Annotated in this window: 21 protein-coding genes and 2 tRNA genes; 14 read left to right on the forward strand and 9 right to left on the reverse strand. The window is 53.6% G+C overall.

The window, feature by feature from the left end:
* Window positions 1-24: 24 nt before the first annotated feature.
* Together H3L93_RS11550 and dnaA are read right to left on the reverse strand one after the other, a co-directional pair.
* On the reverse strand, window positions 25-414 hold the full coding sequence (locus H3L93_RS11550; protein WP_003795986.1) for a hypothetical protein: 390 nt from the start codon (window positions 412-414) through the stop codon (window positions 25-27).
* A 75-nt stretch (window positions 415-489) separates the two neighbouring features.
* Window positions 490-2,049, reverse strand: coding sequence for a chromosomal replication initiator protein DnaA (gene dnaA / locus H3L93_RS11555; protein ID WP_003795984.1), 1,560 nt, complete (start codon window positions 2,047-2,049; stop codon window positions 490-492).
* A 240-nt stretch (window positions 2,050-2,289) separates the two neighbouring features.
* Between dnaA and H3L93_RS11560 the strand changes: the two genes are divergently transcribed.
* The 11 genes from H3L93_RS11560 to yidC all read left to right on the forward strand — a co-directional run bounded on the left by H3L93_RS11560 (window position 2,290) and on the right by yidC (window position 8,750).
* Window positions 2,290-3,120, forward strand: a complete 831-nt coding sequence (locus tag H3L93_RS11560; RefSeq protein WP_003795980.1) for an SPFH domain-containing protein — start codon at window positions 2,290-2,292, stop codon at window positions 3,118-3,120.
* A gap of 54 nt (window positions 3,121-3,174) precedes the next feature.
* A complete protein-coding gene (locus tag H3L93_RS11565) occupies window positions 3,175-3,738 on the forward strand; it encodes a hypothetical protein (protein ID WP_003795978.1) in 564 nt (187 codons plus the stop codon).
* Between the two features lie 54 nt (window positions 3,739-3,792).
* Window positions 3,793-4,080, forward strand: a complete 288-nt coding sequence (locus H3L93_RS11570) for a hypothetical protein (protein ID WP_003795976.1) — start codon at window positions 3,793-3,795, stop codon at window positions 4,078-4,080.
* Between the two features lie 19 nt (window positions 4,081-4,099).
* A complete protein-coding gene (locus tag H3L93_RS11575) occupies window positions 4,100-4,333 on the forward strand; it encodes a hypothetical protein (RefSeq protein ID WP_003795974.1) in 234 nt (77 codons plus the stop codon).
* A gap of 85 nt (window positions 4,334-4,418) precedes the next feature.
* Entirely contained in the window at window positions 4,419-4,982 is a 564-nt protein-coding gene (locus H3L93_RS11580) for a hypothetical protein (RefSeq protein WP_003795971.1), read from the forward strand.
* 78 nt (window positions 4,983-5,060) lie between these two features.
* Window positions 5,061-5,597, forward strand: a complete 537-nt coding sequence (locus H3L93_RS11585; protein ID WP_003795969.1) for a hypothetical protein — start codon at window positions 5,061-5,063, stop codon at window positions 5,595-5,597.
* A gap of 135 nt (window positions 5,598-5,732) precedes the next feature.
* Window positions 5,733-5,867 carry a 50S ribosomal protein L34 gene (gene rpmH, locus H3L93_RS11590; RefSeq protein ID WP_002214728.1) on the forward strand — a complete coding sequence of 45 codons (135 nt, stop codon included), beginning with the start codon at window positions 5,733-5,735 and terminating at the stop codon, window positions 5,865-5,867.
* A complete protein-coding gene (rnpA, locus tag H3L93_RS11595; RefSeq protein WP_003795966.1) occupies window positions 5,868-6,215 on the forward strand; it encodes a ribonuclease P protein component in 348 nt (115 codons plus the stop codon).
* Between the two features lie 65 nt (window positions 6,216-6,280).
* Window positions 6,281-6,802 (forward strand): hypothetical protein, encoded by a 522-nt coding sequence (locus tag H3L93_RS11600; protein WP_003795964.1) that lies wholly within the window; start codon window positions 6,281-6,283, stop codon window positions 6,800-6,802.
* 11 nt (window positions 6,803-6,813) lie between these two features.
* Entirely contained in the window at window positions 6,814-7,026 is a 213-nt protein-coding gene (yidD, locus tag H3L93_RS11605) for a membrane protein insertion efficiency factor YidD (protein ID WP_003795963.1), read from the forward strand.
* A 17-nt stretch (window positions 7,027-7,043) separates the two neighbouring features.
* Window positions 7,044-8,750, forward strand: a complete 1,707-nt coding sequence (gene yidC, locus H3L93_RS11610) for a membrane protein insertase YidC (RefSeq protein WP_003795960.1) — start codon at window positions 7,044-7,046, stop codon at window positions 8,748-8,750.
* Between the two features lie 145 nt (window positions 8,751-8,895).
* On the opposite strand, the gene H3L93_RS11615 is transcribed toward yidC, so the two are convergent.
* Both H3L93_RS11615 and H3L93_RS13395 read right to left on the reverse strand, forming a co-directional pair.
* A complete protein-coding gene (locus H3L93_RS11615; RefSeq protein WP_003795958.1) occupies window positions 8,896-9,543 on the reverse strand; it encodes an isochorismatase family protein in 648 nt (215 codons plus the stop codon).
* Window positions 9,544-9,615: 72 nt separating this feature from the next.
* Complete coding sequence (locus tag H3L93_RS13395) at window positions 9,616-9,747, reverse strand: hypothetical protein (RefSeq protein WP_281365000.1); 132 nt, start codon at window positions 9,745-9,747, stop codon at window positions 9,616-9,618.
* Between the two features lie 157 nt (window positions 9,748-9,904).
* Between H3L93_RS13395 and H3L93_RS11620 the strand changes: the two genes are divergently transcribed.
* Together H3L93_RS11620 and H3L93_RS11625 are read left to right on the forward strand one after the other, a co-directional pair.
* Window positions 9,905-10,750, forward strand: coding sequence for a C40 family peptidase (locus H3L93_RS11620; protein ID WP_003795955.1), 846 nt, complete (start codon window positions 9,905-9,907; stop codon window positions 10,748-10,750).
* 37 nt (window positions 10,751-10,787) lie between these two features.
* A complete protein-coding gene (locus H3L93_RS11625; protein WP_003795953.1) occupies window positions 10,788-11,429 on the forward strand; it encodes a YdcF family protein in 642 nt (213 codons plus the stop codon).
* Between the two features lie 505 nt (window positions 11,430-11,934).
* Here H3L93_RS11625 and H3L93_RS11630 read toward each other — a convergent pair.
* The 3 genes from H3L93_RS11630 to H3L93_RS11640 all read right to left on the reverse strand — a co-directional run bounded on the left by H3L93_RS11630 (window position 11,935) and on the right by H3L93_RS11640 (window position 13,559).
* Window positions 11,935-12,009 (reverse strand) — tRNA-Glu (locus H3L93_RS11630).
* An 18-nt stretch (window positions 12,010-12,027) separates the two neighbouring features.
* Window positions 12,028-12,104: transfer RNA gene (locus H3L93_RS11635), tRNA-Arg, on the reverse strand.
* A gap of 126 nt (window positions 12,105-12,230) precedes the next feature.
* Window positions 12,231-13,559 carry a deoxyguanosinetriphosphate triphosphohydrolase gene (locus H3L93_RS11640; protein ID WP_003795949.1) on the reverse strand — a complete coding sequence of 443 codons (1,329 nt, stop codon included), beginning with the start codon at window positions 13,557-13,559 and terminating at the stop codon, window positions 12,231-12,233.
* Window positions 13,560-13,728: 169 nt separating this feature from the next.
* Here H3L93_RS11640 and H3L93_RS11645 point away from each other — a divergent pair, with 169 nt between their 5' ends.
* Window positions 13,729-14,055, forward strand: coding sequence for an FKBP-type peptidyl-prolyl cis-trans isomerase (locus H3L93_RS11645; RefSeq protein ID WP_003795946.1), 327 nt, complete (start codon window positions 13,729-13,731; stop codon window positions 14,053-14,055).
* Window positions 14,056-14,106: 51 nt separating this feature from the next.
* Here H3L93_RS11645 and H3L93_RS11650 read toward each other — a convergent pair whose 3' ends face one another.
* Together H3L93_RS11650 and rplQ are read right to left on the reverse strand one after the other, a co-directional pair.
* Window positions 14,107-14,823, reverse strand: coding sequence for a J domain-containing protein (locus H3L93_RS11650; protein WP_003795943.1), 717 nt, complete (start codon window positions 14,821-14,823; stop codon window positions 14,107-14,109).
* An 88-nt stretch (window positions 14,824-14,911) separates the two neighbouring features.
* Window positions 14,912-15,277 (reverse strand): 50S ribosomal protein L17, encoded by a 366-nt coding sequence (gene rplQ, locus H3L93_RS11655; RefSeq protein WP_040558542.1) that lies wholly within the window; start codon window positions 15,275-15,277, stop codon window positions 14,912-14,914.
* Window positions 15,278-15,285 lie beyond the last annotated feature (8 nt).

Below are 15,285 nucleotides of genomic sequence, written 5' to 3' on the forward strand. Positions count from 1 at the left end.
TGGCTGAAACTTGCTTTGTTCGTTTCAGGCTGCCTTTTGGTTGTTGCTGGCTTGTTTCGCTTGCTCTTGTTCGGCTGCTGCGCGCATCAAATGATTGGCATGGAAAATCGCCGCCATGCTCAATGCGATGGCGCACGGCACGAAAACATAGCCTATCCATGTAAACGGTTCGCCGAAATAAAACGATATGGCGAGCATGGAAAGCGACACATAGCCAAAGTTAAAAGCAAAGCGTTGGCGCGCAGACCATTGCAGCGGCAAGCTGTTTATCCCGAAAAAGCCAGCCATCCCAGCGGCAGCAATATAGTGGCGCAGGGTAATCGGATCGCCGCGCAGCATATCGCCCAACATAACCACGCCAAACAACGCCAACGTGCCTGCCAGCCATTTGATGCTGTTCCAGAGTTTGTTCATATTGCTTCCTTTTGCTGGATGGCGTTTTCAGGCTGCCTTTGCTGAACCATATAGGCAGCCTGAAAACGCTGTTCGCTAATGCTGTATCACAATCAGCAATTTCTCATAATCCTGCTTCAATTCAGGCTCGTCTTGCCGCAGCTTGGCGATGGTTTTCACCGCGTGCATCACGGTGGTGTGGTCGCGCCCGCCAAATGCGTCGCCAATGGCAGGCAGGCTTAGGTTGGTGAGTTCTTTGGTAATCGCCATGGCGATTTGGCGCGGGCGGGCAAGGTTGCGGCTGCGTTTTTTGCCCAAAATATCGCGGATGCTGATGTGGTAATGGTCGGCAACGGCTTTCATAATCAGCTCAACGGTAATCGGCTTGTAGTTGCTGGCAACGATATCTTGCAGCGCGTCGGTGGCGAGGTCTATGTCTATGGTGCTGGCTTTGCTAAATCGGCAGCGCGCAATCACGCGGTTTAACGCGCCTTCCAGCTCGCGCACATTTTGTTTTACGTTTTGCGCGATAAAGGTGGCGGCATCTTCTTCCAGCATAATGCCCGCGGCTTGGGCTTTGCGCTCCAAAATGTCCACGCGCATTTCCAATTCGGGCGGTTCTAGGCGGATGGTCATGCCCCATGAAAAGCGCGACACAAGGCGTTTGTCCATGTCTTCCAAGCTGCTGGGCAACTGGTCGCAGGTGAGGATAATTTGCTGGTCGCGCGAGTGAAAATGCTCAAACAGGAAGAAAAATTCTTCCATGGTGCGGTCTTTGCCCGAGATAAATTGAATATCGTCGATAATCAGCAGGTTGTAATGCAAATATTGCTGTTTAAACGTATCCCATGTTTTGTTGCGCACGGTTGCCATAAAGGTTTTCAGGTATTCATCCGAGTGCATATAGCGCACTTTGGCTTTGGGGTTGAGCCGCAGCAATTCGTTGCCGATGGCTTGCACCAAGTGGGTTTTGCCCAAGCCTGTGCTGCCATACACGAAAAACGGGTTATACATGCTGTCGCCTGGTTTTTCGGCGATGCTTTTGGCAACGTTGGCGGCAAGCTGGTTGCCCTTGCCTTCCACCAGCGTTTCAAAGGTGTAGTCGGGGGAAAGATTGGTTTGGTTTAGGCGTTGTTCGGCGGCTTCGCGGGCTTGCTCGGCGGCGATGGCGGAGGGCTTGCTTGCGGCGTTTTCAGGCTGCCTTTGGGGGGATTGCTTGGCGGGGCGCAGGTTGCTCATGCGCTCGGCTAAGATGTCTTGCGCACTTTTGTTGCGGGCGGGGCTTGGCGTTGGCTCGGATGCGGGTGCGGTTTCAGTTTGCGCTTGGTTGTCGTTTGCGGTTTTCAGGCTGCCTCTATCGTTGTTTACAGGGCTAACCACATCCGCAGGCACTTGCGCCATTGCCACCCGCTCGCCCACGCCTGCTTGAAACAGCAATTCGGGCGCATCGGGCGCAATCAGCGCGGCGGCTTCGTGGATTTTGCGGGCGTATTGGGTGCGCAACAGGTTTGCCGCAAATTGGTTTTTGGCAAACAACACCCACGCGCCATCTTGTTCGCCCACCGTAATCGGTGCGATGTCGCGGGAAAATTGCTGTTCGGAAAGCTCGGATTGCAAAAGCGCAAGGCATTGGGACCAAAATTCGGGAAGACGCATGGGACTACTTTGTTACGTTGTGGATATGTTCGCCATTATACCGCAAATTTTTGTTAAGACCGCGCCGTTGTGGATAACATTATCCACAGTTTTTTGGGGCATGATGGGACTGTTGTCAGCAGCCAACAAATCATAAAAAATCACGAAAAATCAATCGTTTTTACACTATAATCCAACCCATTTCCAACCCTCAACCGATAAGGAGTTCCCATAAGCCAGTCATACAGCAAAAAATACACCATGCCGCATCTTAACGGCTTTGCCGCAGCCGCCGTATTGGTGGCAATCACGTTATTTGTGGTGTGGCGAATGTTTAGCGCATTGGAAAACGGAGCGGGCGGCTTGGGTTTTCTGCTGCTGCCGCTGGGATATGGCTTTACGCGCTTTCGCGTGGTGCAGCCTAACACCGCTTTGGTGGGCACGCTGTTTGGCAAATACGCAGGCGTGTTGCCCCAATCGGGCTTTTTTTGGCTACTGCCGTTTTACAACACGGTGAGCGTGTCGCTAAAAACCAGCAACTACGTTACCGCCACGCTGAAAGTGAACGATGCCTCTGGCACGCCGATTGAAATCGCCGCCGCTATTGTGTACCACATTGAAAACCCCGCCGCTGCGGTGCTGGACGTGGAAAACGCGCACGACTTTTTGCAGGTGCAAAGCGAAGGCGCGCTGCGGGTTTTGGCAACCCACCATCCTTACACCAACGACGGCTCGGCAGACAGCCTAACGGGGCATTCGGACAAAATCTTGGAGCAATTTCGCCGCATGGTGCAAGAGCGCGTGGAAATCGCGGGCATCAGCATTGACGAAACGCGCTTCACGCATCTGGCTTACGCGCCCGAAATCGCCCAAGCCATGCTGCGCCGCCAGCAAGCCGAAGCGGTGATTTTGGCGCGGCAAACGCTGGTGCGTGGCGCAATCGGCATGGTGGCGGGCACGGTTGCCGAGCTGGAAAAACGCGGCATTGTAAACATGACCGAACCCGAAAAAGCCAAGCTGGTTACCAATATGATGACGGTGCTGCTTTCCGAAGAAAACGCCGCGCCTGTGTTGAATGTGAGCGGGAATTGATTGGTTTCAGGCTGCCTAGCAATGTTTAGGCAGCCTGAAAAATAAGGAAAATCGATGAAAGCAAACAATTATGGTGCCCTACTCACCTACGCACGATTATTGAGCGAATTGCAATCGGACGAGCTTGAAATCTCGTGGCAGAAAATCACGCCCATCAGCAAACAAGACCACCTGCTAACACGGCAGCACTTGCACCGCCTGATTTTGCTGGGCTTGCTGCTTATGGTAACGGCAGTGCCGACATCGCTTTTGATTTTTAACGAGCAGCAAACCGTTGGGATGCTATTGAGCATCGTTGGAATGCTATTGGGCGCGGCAGCGTTTTTCCTTGCAATAGCAATACTGAAAACAGAACTGCCCGATGCCATCCGCATCTTGCGCGCGCCAATCGGCACAATGCAGCCTGAAAACTTTACGCCCTATTTCACATCAATTTACAGAGGCAGAGGTCTCTATTACCCCAAAAACACACTAGACACACGTTGCGACAGATACCTCCCAGATTGGGACAGCTTCACACAAGCAGACTGGCAAGCCCTGCTCCCCGATGCGCCCAGCCCCGAAGCCCTGCAACAGCTTATCCGCGCGATTCAAAAGCGGCTAGCCGAAGCTGAATAGCGATGTTTAGGCAGCCTGAAACCTTTTTTAATCATCACAAACAAGGAAACAACCATGCAAAACCATACAACCCCCGACACCCCATTTTCCGAATTGCTCCACGCCGTACAAGCTGGCGAGAAGCGCATCACATGGCAAAAATCCCACCCCATTAGCGACAGCGAACGCGCCAACGCCAAAACAACAAAATGGGCATTTTTAGCCGCCGCGTTCGCATTGCCGATTTTCAGCCTAAGCAGCTGCTACTTCACCCCCGATATATGCAGCCCCGGCAGCAGTTTGTTTTTTTTGGTTATTTCTCGCCATTACGCTGGTTTTCAACATCGGCTTTATTGGGTTTGATATTTGGATAGCTAAACGCATGGGGCGCATCGCCGACCACCCCGCCGCGCAGCCCTTCCCCACCCTTTACACCCTACAAACACAAGCAGCACGCCGCTACGCCAACGGCATCACCGCCGCTCGCGGCAGAATTACCCAGCTGGGCTGGCAAAAATTTACCCCCGCCCAATGGGCAGAAATCCTCCCCACCGCCAGCGCAGACGAAATACACCGCCTCAGCCAAATCATTATCCAACGCCTAAACAGCAAATAAACCCATAACGTTTTCAGGCTGCCTCGCCCCCGCCATAAAGGCAGCCTGAAAAGCCCCTTTTATCATTGCCAACAAGGAAACAACCATGTCAAACACCCCCGACACCCCGTTCGCTGAATTACTCCACGCCGTGCAATCCAACGCGACCCACATCACATGGCAAAAATCCAGCCCCATTAGCGACCGCGAACGCGGTGATGCCAAAAAAGCCATGAAACGGTTTTTACTTATCACCTTTTTGACACTTTTGATGCTCATAGACAAAATGAGCAATTATTTTTGTTATTTCTTGCCCCGAGTATGCAGCCCCCGAAATCCGCCCCAATCATTAGCAGACTGGCTGCTCGCGCTGTTTTGGCTATTTTTCTATACAGCCCTCTCCCTCAATTTTTTCATTATGTTTAAACACCAGCGCAAAATTGCCAACCATCCCACAGAGCAATCTTGCCCCATAACCTACACTCTGCAAACAAAAGCATCATTCCGATATTTCCTCGACAAAGGAATATTCGCTTCACGCGGCATGAATCTTCACCCCGATTGGCAAAATTTCACCGCAACCGATTGGGCAGAAATTCTCCCCACCGCCACACTCAATGAAGTGCAACAGCTCAGCCAAATGATTATCCAACGGCTCAATAATCAATAGCATTTTCAGGCTGCCCAAACCCATGCAAAAGGCAGCCTAAAAACTGTTTCTCTCTCACTTAATAAAGGAATAATCCCCATGCCCAGCCCGCTCCCCCAAGACACCCCATTTGCCGAATTGCGCCACGCCGTGCAAGCAGGCACAAACGAAATCACATGGCAAAAGCGCACACCCATTAGCAACAATGAACGCAACCACGCCATGCGCCTGAAAAAACTGTTTGCTTATACGCTGCCCATACCGCTGCTACTTACCATTCTTGTTTACTTTATCCACCCCATGTTATTTTTTGACAATGGCACATTGTTTTTGCCTACTGTGTTGTTGTTTGGCTGTTACAACATCATCGTTCCACTTTCTACAATATGGCTTACCAAACGCTACAACCGCGTATTGGATTTGCCCACAAACACGCCACAGCCCGCAACTTATTATGTGCGCTTTAAAGACAGCCGCGACAATACAAAAGGCTTAACCGTTGTTCGTGGCATAGCTTTGCGGCTGGATTACACCACATTTACCCAGCGAGACTGGCAAACCGTACTCCCCACCGCCACACCCAATGAAGTGCAACAGCTCAGCCAAATGATTATCCAACGGCTCAATAATCAATAGCATTTTCAGGCTGCCTAACCCCACGCAAAAGGCAGCCTGAAACCCAGCAAAGCACTTATTTTGTTTGACAAACCGCATCAAAACAGGTTTAATGCGCCGTTTATTTTTCCCCCAATTTCAGATTAGGAAACCAACATGAAACGCACTTATCAACCTTCCGTTACCAAACGCAAACGCACCCACGGCTTCTTGGTGCGCTCTAAAACCCGCGGCGGCCGCGCCGTTTTGGCAGCGCGTCGCGCCAAAGGCCGCAAACGTTTGGCCGTGTAATTGGCTCATCGCTTCGGCAAAGCCTATCGGCTGCTCACAACGGAAGAGTTCTCTTCCGTTTTTGCGTTAAGAAAACAGCGTTCGCGCAGCTTTTTGGCGGTGCTGCAATCGGAAAACAATGCGCTGGGACACGCGCGTTTGGGCTTGGTGGTCGGCAAAAAAGCCGCCAAGCGGGCAAACAAACGCAATTACATGAAGCGCGTCATCCGCGAATGGTTCAGGCTGCACCGGCAAGAGCTGCCCGCCAAAGATTTTGTGGTGCGCGTGCGCGTGATGTTTGGGCGCGGGCAGTATCACGAAGTCTGCCAACAGTTGGCGGAATTGATGCTGCCGCGCAAATGTCGGTAATGTTTCAGGCAGCCTGAAAGTTGGCTTTTCAGGCTGCCTGAAAACACGTTTACAAAAGAATACGCATGAAAACCATCACACTCCATCCTTTGCACGGCATAGAAATCGAAGGGCTGGGCACGCTGCAATTCGGGCAAAGCCGGCAGGATGTCGTCGCGCTTTTGGGCAAGCCTAGCAGCGGCGAAACCGAACAGCTTTATTACGACGGCTTAGGCTTGCGCGTAGATTTGGACCGCACGGACGGCGTGGAGTTTATGGAATTTTCCCGCGCCGAAAACGGTGATTACCAACTCTCATTGTATGGCACAGACCCGCTTGCCCTGCCCGCCACGCAATTAACCGCGCTGCTTGCCGAAAAAGACCCCGCGGGCATAGACGACAGCGAAGCCCCTTGCTGCTATGGCTATACCCATCTCTCCATCGGCGTTTGGCGCGACTTTGCCGAAGAACACGTTTTAGCCGACATCGCCCAAATGCGCAAAAACGGCGAAGATGCCGATGCCGCCTGGCTGCAAGAAGATTTGGAAAAATCGCGCTGTTTTTGGACGGTCGGCATCGGCAAGCCCGATTATTACACGGCAGCCTGAAAGCCGATTTTATGTTCCGCAAACTCTTTCTCGCGCTTATCCGTTTTTACCAACTCTGCATCAGCCCGCTTATCCCGCCGCGCTGCCGCTACACGCCCACTTGTTCGCAATACGCGATTGAAGCCGTGCGCAAATATGGCGCGCTCAAAGGCGGCTGGCTCGCCCTCAAACGGCTTGCCCGTTGCCACCCTTGGGGCGGCTGCGGTTACGACCCCGTCCCCTAGTTTTAGGAAACACTCTCATGCAACAGCAAAACCCATCCGATTTCAAACGAATGCTGACCACCGCCGCTGTGGCGATTGTCTTTATGATGGCTTGGCAACACTTCTTCCCAGCCGCCCAGCCGCAACAGCAACAAGCCGCGCAACAGCAGCAAACCGCCGCGCAGCCGCAAGCCGCCCCATTGGGCGCAACCGTGCCCGTGAGCGTGGAAACTGACACCGTTAAAGCCACGATAGACGAAAAATCAGGCGATTTGCGCGGCTTAACCCTGCAACACTACGATGCCACCCACGACACCGCGCAAAGTTTCACCCTGTTCGCCGACGGCAAGCCGCTCACTTATGTTGCCCAATCCAATTTGGTGGATGCCAACGGCAACAATATTTTGGCCAACGCTAATTTTCAGGCTGCCTCAAAATCGCAAACGCTCAACGGCGACAAACTGGAAGTGCGTCTCACTGCCCCCGCGCAAAATGGCGTGCAAGTAGACAAAATTTACACGTTTACCAAAGGCAGCTATTTGGTCAACGTGCGCTTTGAGGTGAAAAACACCAGCAGCCAAGCCGTGAAGCTCGGCACGTCGTACCAAATCGTGCGCGACAACAGCAAGCCCGCAGGCGAAGGCTGGTTTACCAGCAGCTATGTGGGTCCTGTTTTATACACGCCCGATGCCGACGCATTCCAAAAAGTGCAATTCGCCACGCTGGACAAAGACTTTGAAGCAGGCAAAGACACCGCCGAATACCAACGCAAAGCCTCGGGCGGCTATGTGGGCATGATTCAGCACTACTTCGCCTCCGCATGGATTATGCAGCCTGAAAACGGCGAAAACCTGTGCACAGGCGGCTCATGCACCATCGGCATCAAACGCCTGCCCAGCAACCTATACAGCGCAGGCGTAAACACCGCTGCGGTGGACATCCCCGCAGGCGGCAGCAAAACCTTCGCCGCTAATTTATACGCCGGCCCGCAAGTAACCAGCATCCTGAAAACCATCGCCCCAAAATTTGAACTCACCAAAGACTACGGGCGCGTGCACATTTTCGCCTCGCCGCTGTTTGCCCTGCTCAACTGGCTGCACGGCATCATCGGCAACTGGGGCTGGGCGATTATCGTGCTGACTTTGATTGTGAAAGCCATCCTGTTCCCGCTCAACCAAAAAGCCTACAAATCCATGGCAAAAATGCGCTCCATCCAGCCCAAAATGGAAGCATTGAAGAAAAAATACCCCAACCCCGAAGACCGCATGGCGATGCAACAAGAGCTGATGAAGCTGTACCGCGATGAGAAAATCAACCCGCTGGGCGGTTGCCTGCCGATGCTGATTCAAATGCCGATTTTCATCGGGCTGTATTGGATGATTTTCCTATCGGTGGAATTGCGCCAAGCGCCGTGGCTGGGCTGGATTCACGACCTGTCGCGCCCCGACCCGTTCTACATCCTGCCGATTCTGATGGCGGTAACCATGTATCTGCAAACCAAAATGAGCCCGCCGCCCAGCGACCCCACCCAAGCGCAAATGATGAAAATCATGCCGCTGATGTTCTCGGTGATGTTCTTCTTCTTCCCCGCCGCGCTGGTGCTGTATTACGTGGTGAACAACCTGCTGACGATTGCCCAGCAATGGCTGATTAACCGCCAAACCGCCGCCGCTGCACCCGCCAACGGCGCGCCCAAAGCGGAAGTGTTGGACAAAGAGCCGGCAAAAAACAAAAAGAAAAAATAAACGCTGATGCGTTTCAGGCTGCCTAATCGGTGAACGATAGGCAGCCTGAACTGTTTTTAGGGCGCGCAAAGGCAGCCTGAAATCCAAAATGGCGCGGCGGCGCGATGTGCCGTTGCCGTTTTCAGGCTGCCGCAGCCACCTGCCTTTACCTTATCTCGCCCCGCTCCCGCAAATACGCCGCCATCGCCGCCGCATCGTCTAACACCACCGCGCCCGCCACCTGCATTTCACGCCACGCCACTGCCACCGTGTCCGCCGCGATGCCACGGCACGCCGCCCTATTCACCAGCACTTGCCAATCGCCGCCGCGCAAAAGCTGCAACACCGTGGTTTTCACGCAATAATCCGTTGCCAAGCCGCCCACCAGCAACACCGTCGCGCCCTTGTCGCGCAGCCATTCAATCAGCCCCGTGCTCAATTTTTCCGCCAAATCGTGATAACACGCGCCGTAGGGGTGCATATCGGGCTCAACGCCTTTCCACACGCAAAAATCGTAGGCGGCAACGGGTGGCAATTCGTCCAGCAATTCAAAGCCTTGCGTGCCAACAATGGCGTGCGCCACCCAAGCCTCGCGCGCGTTGGGCAAGCCTGTGGGGCGCAGTTGCTCGGCATGGCTGGCGCAAATCCAGCGGGCGGCGGGGCTGTGCGCGTCTTTGCTCATCACGCGCAGCTGGGCAAGCCGCGCTTGGGCGTTGAGTTCCGCCGCAATCCGATGCCCTTCGTGCACGGGCAATTCGGCAGGGCAAAGCGGGGTAAAGGTTTTTTGCGCATCAATGTCTAGGGAAACAATCATGGTATTCCTTGCTGTTATCGGTTTTCAGGCTGCCTATTATTCACCACAAAGGCAGCCTGAAATCATTTCGCGTTACACAAATTCGGTCAAATGCTCCGCGCTCACGCCTGTGTTGGGGTCTATCCCCAAATCGTCGCTGTCGCCCGACGAAGCGCAACCTGCCAACGCCAAGCCCGCCAGCATAATCCAAAACCATTTTTTCATGGCAATCATCCTTGTTCATAGTGTGGAAAAGCCACGATTGTAGCACAAGCCGTTTTCAGGCTGCCTTTTGCCACCGCCAGCCATTGCGCTGCGCCCCTTGTTTTGCCACAATAAGCCATCTTGTTTAAGCCACTTTGTTAATTAAGGCAGCCTGAAAATGTATCGCGCTCTCCTGTTGATTACGGCACTCCTGCTTTGCGCCTGCGCCACCGAATGGCACATTCGCCGCAGCGACAACGGCAAAACCGCGCTGCGTCTGCAAAGCGTGCGCAACAGCACGCTGCCTGAAAACGGCTTAACCTTTATCCGTCCGAGCGATTTGCGCGCAGGCGATATTTTGTTTTCTTCCGAGGGCAGCATCCGCTCGCTGGGCATCCGCGTGTTCAGTAACGCCGCCGTGAGCCATTCGTTTATCTATTTGGGCGACGGCAACATCGCCGAAGCCGTGGGCAGCGGCACGCGCATCCGCCCGCTCGCCGACACGCTCCAAGAAACCAATCTCACCGTTGCCTTTCGCCGCCCCGATTTAACCCCCGAAAACATCCAAGCCATCATTGCCTTTGCCCAAGAAAAAAACGGCAGCGGCTACAACCACCTCGGCATCGCGCTGCAAGCCCCGTTTTCCATCGCGCGAAACGCCTGCGAACTGCCCGTTATCCCCCGCGCCATGCGCCATTTGTGTCTCAACGCGCTCGCCACCATCACCGTCCCCTCGCTCGGCAGCAAGCGGCTGTTTTGTTCGCAATTAGTCATCGAAGCCTTCAACCGCGCAGGCAAACCGCTCACCACCGTCCAACCGCAATGGGTGGACCCATCCGACATCCTGCACATGCGCGAAGACGACATCGCCACCATCGCCCCCGTTGCCAAGCTGCAATACATCGGGCATCTGCAATGCACGCCCTCCATCTGGAACCTCAGTTGCCAAACCCGGCCAGCGCCGCATCCGCCATCATCCGACAGCCCGCCAAACCCCGATTTTCAGGCTGCCGATGGCAACTAGCGCAGCCTGAAAATCCACCCGACCCGTTTAACCCGCCATGCCGCAAAAATCCACCCTGCGCTATCTGCGCTACGGCTTCCTGCTCAGCATCCTCAGCATTTTCGCCCTGCAAGCATGGTGCGCATGGCAAGTCTACCAATACGCCCACGCCCCCGCCGCGCTGCCCAAACACGCCGATGCCGCCGTCGTTTTAGGCGCAGCCGCATGGGGCGACAAGCCCTCGCCCGTGTTCCGCGAGCGCATCAACCACGCCATCGCCCTGTATCAATCCGAACGTGTGGAAAAACTCATCTTCACAGGCGGCACGCGCAAAGAAGGCTACCCCAGCGAAGGCGAAGTCGCCCGCAAATTCGCCCTCAAACAAGGCATCCCCAGCCACGACATCATCTACGAAACCCGCTCCAAAGACACCTATCAGAACCTCGTCAATACCCGCTTGCTGATGCAAAAACACAAACTGCACCACGTCATCATCGTGAGCGACCCCTACCACATGGCGCGCGCCATCGCCATCGCCCGCGATCTCGGCATCCCCGCCACCCCGTCGCCCACGCCCACCAGCCGCTACACCGAAGCATCCGAGCAGGCCCGCTGGAAATTTTTCATTGAAGAAAGCTACTCGCTGTTTATCTACCGCCTGCTGCACGCGGGGCGTACGGTGTTGAATTGGATAGATTAGGCAGCCTGAAAAGCCTTATCCCCGTTTTCAGGCTGCCTCAAAGCCCAAACCAAAGAGCAGCCTGAAAACCACCCCCGCATAACAAAACCCCTGCCAAACCGATTACACGCGGTTTGCAGGGGTTTGATTCAAATACAATCAGAGCATCGAGCGCCCAACCAAACAGCACGTTGCCGGCATCATCATTGCCGCCCTTGCTGCTGCGGCTGCCGTTATCGCTTGAGTTTGCCGTCATGCCCTGAGCGCACGGCTTTCCGCTTTCTACACGAATATTTGCACTTCGGCGGGCAGGCGGCTTAAATAAATAGGCATTCTTTTGAATCTTTGAATTTCAGGCTACCCATGCGGATGCAATCGGCAGCCTGAAAACAGAAAACAGTATTAAGGTTTACGGCGGCATTTATCTAACGCCGCGGCAACCGTTAAACCCAAACCCATACAGCGCAGAGCGCGCAAAACAAAACCTGCTTCAACCTAAACAGGTTTGAAGCAGGTTTTGAAAACTTGGCACGCCCAGGGGGAATCGAACCCCCGTTACCGCCGTGAAAGGGCGATGTCCTAACCGCTAGACGATGGGCGCGTCTAAAAATAGATTTCTTGGCGCACCCGGAGCGATTCGAACGCCCGACCCTCTGGTTCGTAGCCAGATACTCTATCCAACTGAGCTACGGGTGCGTATTTGCATATCCAATTTAATCTCAATGCAAGTCAAGAAAGCGCGAATAATACAGAGCAATCCCTGCCTTGTAAAGCACAATTTCGCACCCATTCGACAATATTATGTTTTCATTGCAGATATTATTACACCATGCTGATGCCTGATATTTCTTGCGCGATGCGGGCGGCGTAGTTGTCGGTCATGCCGCCGATAAAATCCAAAATTTTCATATACGCCAAATACAAGCTGTCGCGTTCGGTAATCGGGTCGTTTTCCAGCAGGCTTAATGCGAGTTTGTGCTGCTTTTTGCAGTTGCCCGAAATAATCAGCGCGTGGGCGGCGGGTACAAGCAAATCCAGCATGGAGGCGATGCAGGAAAACGCCGCCAATTCTACTTTCACGCGGTGGCGGAAAATGCGCTCTCGGGCGAGCGTTTTGGCGTTTTGCAATGCTTCGTGCACGGCGACGGGGCTTTGTTCAATCAGGTCTTTGCCTTGAAAATCGCCGTGGAGCAGGGCGGCGTGGTGGCTGATGAAGGTTTGCGCGATGCCGTCAATCGCCGCGCCGATGCCGATGCCGCGCATCATGGCGGTGCGTTCGCGCGGGCTGGTGGCGTGTTGGGTGGCTTCGGGGGCAACGAGCGGGGCGAGGATGTCGGCGATTTCTTGGTGGTGCAGCAAATCTAGGCTCACGGCATCTTCCAAGTCCATCAGGGCGTAGCAGATGTCGTCGGCGGCTTCCATCAGGTAAGACAAGGGATGGCGCGCCCAATGGTTGGCGGCGATTTCAGGCAGCCCCAGCTCGGCGGCGATGCGGGTCATCAGCGGCAACTCGGTTTGGTAGATATTGAATTTGCGTTGCCCTTGCGGGCTGCTGCTTGTCCACGGGTATTTGAGCAGCGCACCGTAGCCGGCGGCGGTGAGGCGCATGCCGCCGCGATTGCGATACATTTCAATGCTGGCGGTTTGGCGCAGGCTGTGGGCATTGCCTTCGTAGGTTTGGATGTCGCTGCGTTGCGCGGGGGGGAGCGTGGCGGTGTACAGGGCGTTTTCAGGCTGCCTAAACCAATCGCGCAAAGCATCTTCGCCGGTGTGTCCGAAGGGCGGGTTGCCGATGTCGTGGGCAAGGCAGGCGGTTTGCACGGTGGTGGCAAGGTCGTTGGGCGAGAGATTGGGCGGCAGTTGCTGTTCGGCGCGCAACAGTTCGCCCACCAGATTGCCTAAACTGCGCCCCACGCTGGCGACTTCTACGCTGTGGGTGAGGCGGTTGTGAGTGTGGTCGTTTTTGGCGAGCGGATGCACTTGGGTTTTGCGCCCCAACCGGCGAAAGGCGTTGGAAAAGACCACGCGGTCGTAGTCGGTGTGAAAGGGGGTGCGGTAGGGCGTGTGCGCTTTGGGCGGCACGGCGGAGATGGTGCCATGTTCGTCGATTTGAAAACGGGTGGGCGACATGAGTTGCTGCCAGTTCATCATAATGCTTTCCTTTCGGGTTTCAGGCTGCCTTTGCGGGACGGATTGGGCAGCCTGAAAACGTTATCTTGTTGTGAAATAATCGTTTTTTGATTGTAAACAAATGCAGGCAGCCTGAAAAGCGGTTTTGTGATACGCTTGCGGCTTTTCAACGCAATCAGAAAGGCGAAACATGAGTTTGATTATTGAAGACCTGCAAGCGGGCGAGGGCCAATTGGCGCAGAAGGGCAAGAAGATTACCGTGCATTACACCGGCTGGCTCGCCGATGGCACGAAATTTGATTCCAGCTTAGACCGCCACCAGCCTTTAACCCTTACGCTGGGCGTGGGGCAAGTGATTAAGGGCTGGGATGAAGGCTTTGACGGCATGAAAGAAGGCGGCAAACGCAAGCTGACCATTCCGCCCGAAATGGGTTATGGCGCACACGGCGCAGGCGGCGTGATTCCGCCACACGCAACCTTGGTGTTTGAAGTGGAATTGCTGCGCGTGCATGATTGATTGGGGCAGCCTGAAAACGCAAAACGGTGTGAATCATCACACCGTTTTTTATTAAGCGGTCAGTCGCATCACGCCAGCGATAACCAGTAAAAAAGCAAAAGCGATAAGTGCAGCAACATAGGCACACAAACCCAAAATGGTTAGCCCGATTGGTTTGCCCCATTTTTTCTTGTCATAATCATCATTTACTTCGTTACGCACAAAATCAATTTGCTTTTTGCCTAAAGGAAAAAACCATGCTGCCCAAATAGCAGTACTACTCGCAACAGCGGGAAACTCAATATTAGCAACCGCCTCTATGAGCATGAGCACAAAGCCCGATGCGACTGTTCCCCAGACAAAATACATATTCTGTTCAGCTAATTTTTTTTCCCCCAATTCTCGCCAGTTAATGGCATGCAGCCAAGCCCCTAATATGGGTGATAAAAAGAATGCCCAAATTGCCGCAGCGGTAGGATTCCAAAGCTGGGGAACGTAATACTCTTCTTCTGCCACTTGAAGAGTTGGTTGCGCTTCGGGCGTTTCATTTTTTTGCAGGCTTAGGGTTGATGGCGTTTCTCTTTCAACCATTACAGACTGGAAAAATTCAGGCTGCTCTTGGCGCAATTTTGCATCATAGCGTGTACGCACACTATCCACCAACAACCATTCGGTAACAGCTTTCACTGTTTTAGCATTAAGAGCTGCTTGCTTCCGTTCAAGGGCAGCCTGAATCTCATCGCTTGTTGCCGAATAGGGCAAACCTAATATCTGATATAAATTAACCATACCTATTCCTAACAAAAATTACATTGATTTGAGAAAAAGCCGAACTGAAACCAGCTCGGCTTTAATCAAGCAATAACTTACTTTTATCTTACTCAACAGCTTTATCTACTAGCTCAACCAACGCCAAAGGCGCATTGTCACCATTACGGAAGCCATATTTCAAAATACGAATATAGCCACCATTGCGAGAAGCAAAGCGTGTACCCAAGTCGCCAAATAGCTTAACCACAACATCACGGTCGCGCGTGCGGTCAAACGCCAAACGGCGATTGGCTAACGATGGTTTTTTACCCAAAGTAATCAAAGGCTCAACCACACGACGCAATTCTTTTGCTTTGGGCAGAGTAGTTACAATGGTTTCATGCGTTAACAAAGAGTTTGCCATATTACGCAGCATAGCTGCACGGTGGCTACTAGTACGATTTAATTTGCGATTACCATGACGATGGCGCATATCAATTA

The sequence above is a fragment of the Kingella oralis genome (genome assembly GCF_014054985.1).
Taxonomy (GTDB): domain Bacteria; phylum Pseudomonadota; class Gammaproteobacteria; order Burkholderiales; family Neisseriaceae; genus Kingella_B; species Kingella_B oralis.